The 5,711-nt window shown below is 73.1% G+C and carries 4 protein-coding genes; 2 read left to right on the plus strand and 2 right to left on the minus strand.

Features of this window, described 5'->3' with window-relative positions:
• Nucleotides 1-128: 128 nt before the first annotated feature.
• Together ACFV6I_RS36950 and ACFV6I_RS36955 are read right to left on the minus strand one after the other, a co-directional pair.
• Nucleotides 129-1,895: a penicillin-binding transpeptidase domain-containing protein gene (locus tag ACFV6I_RS36950; protein WP_380345712.1), complete on the minus strand. Its 1,767-nt coding sequence runs from the start codon at nt 1,893-1,895 to the stop codon at nt 129-131.
• A 174-nt stretch (nt 1,896-2,069) separates the two neighbouring features.
• Nucleotides 2,070-3,938, minus strand: a complete 1,869-nt coding sequence (locus tag ACFV6I_RS36955) for a dolichyl-phosphate-mannose--protein mannosyltransferase (protein ID WP_079135665.1) — start codon at nt 3,936-3,938, stop codon at nt 2,070-2,072.
• A 106-nt stretch (nt 3,939-4,044) separates the two neighbouring features.
• Here ACFV6I_RS36955 and rsmI point away from each other — a divergent pair, with 106 nt between their 5' ends.
• Together rsmI and ACFV6I_RS36965 are read left to right on the plus strand one after the other, a co-directional pair.
• Entirely contained in the window at nt 4,045-4,944 is a 900-nt protein-coding gene (rsmI, locus tag ACFV6I_RS36960; protein ID WP_380430425.1) for a 16S rRNA (cytidine(1402)-2'-O)-methyltransferase, read from the plus strand.
• 287 nt (nt 4,945-5,231) lie between these two features.
• On the plus strand, nt 5,232-5,657 hold the full coding sequence (locus tag ACFV6I_RS36965; RefSeq protein WP_350877715.1) for a hypothetical protein: 426 nt from the start codon (nt 5,232-5,234) through the stop codon (nt 5,655-5,657).
• The last annotated feature ends 54 nt before the right edge of the window (nt 5,658-5,711 follow it).

Genomic DNA, 5,711 nt, shown 5'->3' on the forward strand with positions numbered 1-5,711 from the left:
CGCTGCCCGCGGCTCGCGCCCGGCCGCGGACCCCCGCGGGCCCCCACCCCCCCCCCCGGCCACCCGGCCAGACCGGCCCCGCGACGCCCAGGGGTCGTAGGTGCACGCGTTCGGACGGGGGCGTCGGCCTAGCGGCCCGCGGCCTTGAGCAGCGAGGCGACGGCCGGGCCGGCCGCGTCGACGCCGTGGCCGCCGCCCTGCACCTCGGCGGCGACCGCGATGTTGCCGCGGAAGGCGGTGAACCAGCTGTTGGTGGTGGACGCGCCGGCGACCTCGGCGGAGCCGGTCTTGGCACCCGCGTTGTCGGTGATCCCGGCCATCACGTCCTTGGCCGTGCCGCCGGTGGCGGTGGCGTTCATCATCGCGCGCAGCTTGCCCGCGACGTCCGGCGCGATCTGGCGGGCCGCCGCCTGCTGCGGCAGGCCGGGGACCAGGATCGGCTGCTTGAACGCGCCGCTCTGGACGGTCGCGGTGATCGAGGCGATGGCCAGCGGGTTCATCTGGACCTTGCCCTGGCCGATGTAGTTCATGGCCTGCTCGTCCTTGCTGCCCGGCGTCGGCGGCACCTTGCCGTCGGTGTTCGGCAGGCCGGTCTTCCACTCCAGGCCGATGCCGAACACGTCCTTGGCCGTGCTGGACAGCGTCTCGGGCTTGAGGCTGGTCAGGCCCTGGTTGATGAAGGCCGTGTTGCAGGACATCATGAAGTCCTGCTGGAGCGTGTTGTTGGGGAAGGCGCCCGGGAAGTCGTTCGGGATCGCGACCGGGTTGCTGCTCTTCTCCGGGCAGGCCACCACGGTGTCCGGGTTGACCCCGGCCTCCAGCAGCGCCGTCGAGGTGACGATCTTCATCGTCGAGCCGGGCGCGAGCAGGCCGGTGAAGGCCCGGTTCTGACCGTTGGCCGGCGCGTTGGCGAAGGCCAGCACCTGGCCGGTGCTCGGCTCGATCGCGGCGACGGATCCGGACTTGCCGCCCAGGTCCGTCATCGCCTTCTCGGCCGCCGCCTGGATGGTGTTGTCGATGGTCACCTTGAACGGCTTGCCGGGCTTGGGCTCGACGATGGTGAACAGCTTGTCCGCGGCCCCCTTGCCGGCCGGGTCGCTGATCACCACCGCGCTGCCCGCGTCCTGGTCCTTGTTCGGGTCCGGCGGCAGCAGCTTGTGGGCGTTGTCCTGGAGGGTGGACAGCAGTGCCGGGGTGAGCGATGCGCCCTGCAGCGGCTTGCCGTTGCGGTCCACCACGGTGGACGGCGGGGCGAAGACCTGCTGGGTGGCGATCGTCTCGTTGCCGGACAGGTGCGGGTGGATCACCGTCGGCGCCCAGTGCACGGCCGGGGTGTTGTCGCTCATCTTCACGACGTTCAGGAAGCCGTTGTAGTCCCAGACCCGGTTGGTGCCGGCGAACTCGGCGCGCGCCTTGAAGCCCATCAGCACACCGGCGGGGCCGGCCGAGGCGGAGGCCGACGGCGAGTCGGTGGCACCCGGGGTCGCGCCCGCCGACGGCGTGGCCGAGGCTCCGGCGGAGGGCTTGGCCGGCGCGGGGGTGCCGGTGGCCGAGGCGAAGGCCTGCGGGGTGGCCGGGCCGGCCGGGGCCAGGGTCAGCGCGCTCGGCTTGACCTGGTCGCGGAACGCCGTCAGCGCGGTGGTGGCCGCGGCCGGGTCGTCCGTCAGCGCGGCCGCCTTGTCCAGCTCGCCGGCGGCCCAGGCCGCCAGGAAGTCCTTCGCACCGTTGGTCGCCTGCTCGGCCGAGGGCGGCTCGGCGACCACCGTGCGGGGCTTCTTCGCCGAGGACGATCCGGAGTCCGAGCCGCCCATCAGGCTGTACGCCCCGTAGCCACCGCCTGCGAGCACGGCGACGGAGACGCCGGTGATGATGCCGATCTTCGCGCCTCTGCGCATGGTGCTGTTCCCCCAAGGGTCTGCCGGACGGGCGCAACCGACCGGGGCCGGACACGCTGTTCCCCCCACCCTAGGCAGCGCCGATCGGTGCGCCGACGAAATGCCCGCGAGTTGTGACGGATCTGGTACGTGTCGTGCACCGCATACGGACGATTCAGGGAACAGCGGTGTCGATCAGATCCAGCTGTTGAACCACATCCGCTGGCGCCAGTCGTCCATCGGAATCGTCTGCCCGGTGAACAGCGGGAAGAAGAAGAGGAAGTTCCACACGATCAGCAGCACCAGCAGCCCGGCCGCCGCCGAACCGATGATCCGGCGGTCCCGGGAGGCGCCCGGCGGCCCGATCAGCGCACCGACCAGCATGGTCACCGCGAGCACCAGGAACGGGACGAACACCACCGCGTAGAAGAGGAAGATCGTCCGCTGCTGGTAGGCGAACCACGGCAGGTAACCGGCGGCCAGGCCGCACAGCACCGCTCCGGCCCGCCAGTCCCGCCGCGCCACCCAGCGCCACAGGCAGTACACCAGCGCCACCACGGCCGCCCACCACAGCAGCGGGGTGCCGATGCCCAGCACCTCGCGGGCGCACTCGGCGGCCGTGCAGCCGCTCTGGCCCTGCTTGGGGGACTCGTAGAAGAACGAGACCGGCCGGCCCAGCACCAGCCAGGACCACGGGTTCGACTGGTAGGTGTGCGGGTCGCTCAGATGGGTGTGGAAGTCGTAGACCGTCGAGTGGTAGTGCCACAGGGCGCGCAGCCCCTCGGGTATCCACGGGTAGTCCGTCGAGCGGCCGACCGCCCAGTCCCGGCCCCAGCCGCCCTTGCCCGGCACGTTGCTGCTGGCGAACCAGCCCCACCAGGACGTGACGTAGACGACCAGCGACACCACCACGACCGACACGAAGGCCGGCACCACGTCCCGGGCGAGCGTCGCCAGGTACGGGCGCGGGGCCCCGGCCAGGCGGCGGGCGCCGACGTCCCACAGGACCGTCATCACGCCGAAGGCCGCCGCGACGTACAGGCCGCTCCACTTGGTGGCGCAGGTCAGGCCGACGCAGACGCCGGCCGCGATCCGGTACGGGCGCCAGCCCAGGTTCGCCCGCTGCGCCAGCACCGCGTCCGCCACCCCGCCGAGCCGGTCGGCCAGCCGGGCCCGGGTGCGGTCGCGGTCCAGCAGCAGGAAACCGAAGGCGGCGAGGATCCAGAACATCACCACCAGGTCCAGCAGCGCGGCGCGGCTGAGCACCAGGTGCAGGCCGTCCACCGAGAGCAGCAGGCCGGCCACGCAGCCCAGCAGGGTCGAGCGGAACAGCCGGCGGGCGATCCTGGCCACCATCAGCACCGACAGCGTGCCGAGCAGGGCCACCGCGAACCGCCAGCCGAAGGGGTTCATGCCGAACAGCATCTCGCCGGCGCCGATGATCCACTTGCCCACCGGCGGATGGACCACGTAGGACGCCGTCGAGCGGTACGGGACGGCCGCGCCGGGCGTCATGATCTGCTCGTTGGCGCCGTCCGGCCAGTTGATCTCGTAGCCGCCGTGCCAGAGCGCGTAGGCGTCCTTGGCGTAGTACGTCTCGTCGAAGATGATCGCGTGCGGCTGGCCGAGGTTGGTGAAGCGCAGGATCCCGGCGAACACCGCCACCGCGATCGGGCCCAGCCAGCCGGACCAGCGGCACAGCCACGACCACACGGCCGGCGGCACGGACACGCCCAGCCGCAGCAGCAGCGGCGACGGGGGCACCACCGCCGGGGTCACCCCGGGGCCGTCCGGCATCGGCGGGGCCAGGCGCTCGGCCAGCGGGGCCACCGGGCGGCCGGCGTAGCCGAACCCGGCCAGCCGCTCGCGCCAGCTCCGCGCGGCGCTGCCGGCTTGATCGGGGCTGCCGGGTTGGTCGGGTCGGTCGTGCTGCGCGGGGCTCCCGGCCTGGTCGGCGGGCCGCGGAGCCGGGACGGCGGAGGACGGCAGGCCGGCCACGTCGCCGCCATCCTGCGCGGTGTGGTCTGTACCAGTGGGCGTGCGAGCCGCCGTGTCGCCGTTCATCCGCCACATCGTAGGGGCGGTTCTCGCACACGTGACCGCTCCCTCGGAAGCTGCCCGAATCGTCACCAAAAGCCCCCGGGCCGCGGTAGCTGCAAGGATGGGGCCCGTGACAGGAGTACTCGTTCTCGCAGGCACCCCCATCGGCGACGTCTCGGACGCCCCGCCCCGGCTGCTCACCGAACTGGCCACGGCGGACGTGATCGCGGCCGAGGACACCCGGCGGCTGCGCCGGCTCACCCAGGCGCTCGGGGTGACCCCGGCCGGGCGGGTGGTCTCCTACTTCGAGGGCAACGAGGTCGGCCGCACCCCCGAACTGGTCGAGGCACTGCTCGGCGGCGCCCGGGTGCTGCTGGTCACCGACGCCGGCATGCCGTCCGTCTCCGACCCCGGCTACCGGCTGGTCGCCGCCGCCGTCGAGGCCGACGTCAAGGTCACCGCGGTGCCCGGGCCGTCCGCCGTGCTCACCGCGCTCGCGCTGTCCGGCCTGCCCGTCGACCGCTTCACCTTCGAGGGCTTCCTGCCGCGCAAGACCGGCGACCGGGCCCGGCAGCTCGCCTCGATCGCGGCCGAGCCGCGCCCCATGGTCTTCTTCGAGGCGCCGCACCGGATCGCCGAGGCGCTCGCCGCGATGGCCGAGGCGTTCGGCGCCGACCGGCCCGCCGCCGTCTGCCGCGAGCTCACCAAGACGTACGAGGAGGTGAAGCGCGGGCCCCTCGGCGACTTGGCGGCCTGGGCCGCCGAAGGCGTCAGGGGCGAGATCACCGTCGTCGTCGCGGGCGCCCCGCCGGCGGCGCCGCAGGAGCTCACCCCCGCCGAGCTGGCCCGGCTGGTGGCCGTCCGGGAGGAGGCCGGGGAGCGCCGCAAGGAGGCCATCGCGGCCGTCGCGGCGGAGCTCGCGCTGCCGAAGCGGGAGGTGTTCGACGCGGTGGTGGCGGCCAAGAACGAGGCCAAGAACGAGGCGAAGAACGAGGCCGGGGGCGGGGCCGCGAAGGGGGCCGGGAAGTAGCGCCGGAAGCGGGCCCGGCGGCGGCCGGGACGGGGCCCTGAAAGAGGGGTGAATTCCGGGGGTTGCGTGACTCCGGGGGAGTCGTACCTTTGAGGGAAGGCCCCGGTAAACGCCCACGGAGCTGAAGATTCGGTCGCGGTTTCCGGAACGATCCAGGCCTTTCGTATAGGAGTTCCCAACCCGCGTCCAACTCTTCACAAGCAGGGCATCGGCCGAGGCCGTCAGGGCATTTCCTGGAATGGAAAGACCCAGCCGGGCGAGCGCCCGGCGGGCGCTGGGAGACGGCTATGAGCGAGATGATCGGTAGCCCCCTCGGTGGCAACGCGCTGAGCGCCCCCGGCCTGGCCGGACGGCCGCACACTCCCGTCGAGACCGTGCGGGAGGCCTACTCCTTCGCCTGCCTGCGATGCGGGTACGGCTGGGAGCAGGCGTACGACATCGAGCACCACGCCGGCAAGGACGGGCACGTCGTGTTCGAATACCACGCCAACGGTGTCCGGGTACCGTCCCCGCTGCTCAAGCCGACCTGCCCGGGGTGTGGCGGACACACCGTCCGGATCATGCGCGAGGGCCGGGTCGCCACCGCCGACCAGTCCTGGCACCACGCTCCCGGCTACCCGGCGCACGCCGAGCCGGCCGGGGCGCCCCCGGTGTCCGACCCCGTGAAGCCGCGCGGACGCTGGGCCCGGTTCTGGTCGCGGCTGCTGGGCTGACCGCCGACACCGGGAGCGCACGCGGGGGCGCACCGGGGGCCGCCCGCCGCGAGC

The organism is Kitasatospora sp. NPDC059803 (assembly GCF_042732255.1).
In the GTDB taxonomy this organism is placed as follows: domain Bacteria; phylum Actinomycetota; class Actinomycetes; order Streptomycetales; family Streptomycetaceae; genus Kitasatospora.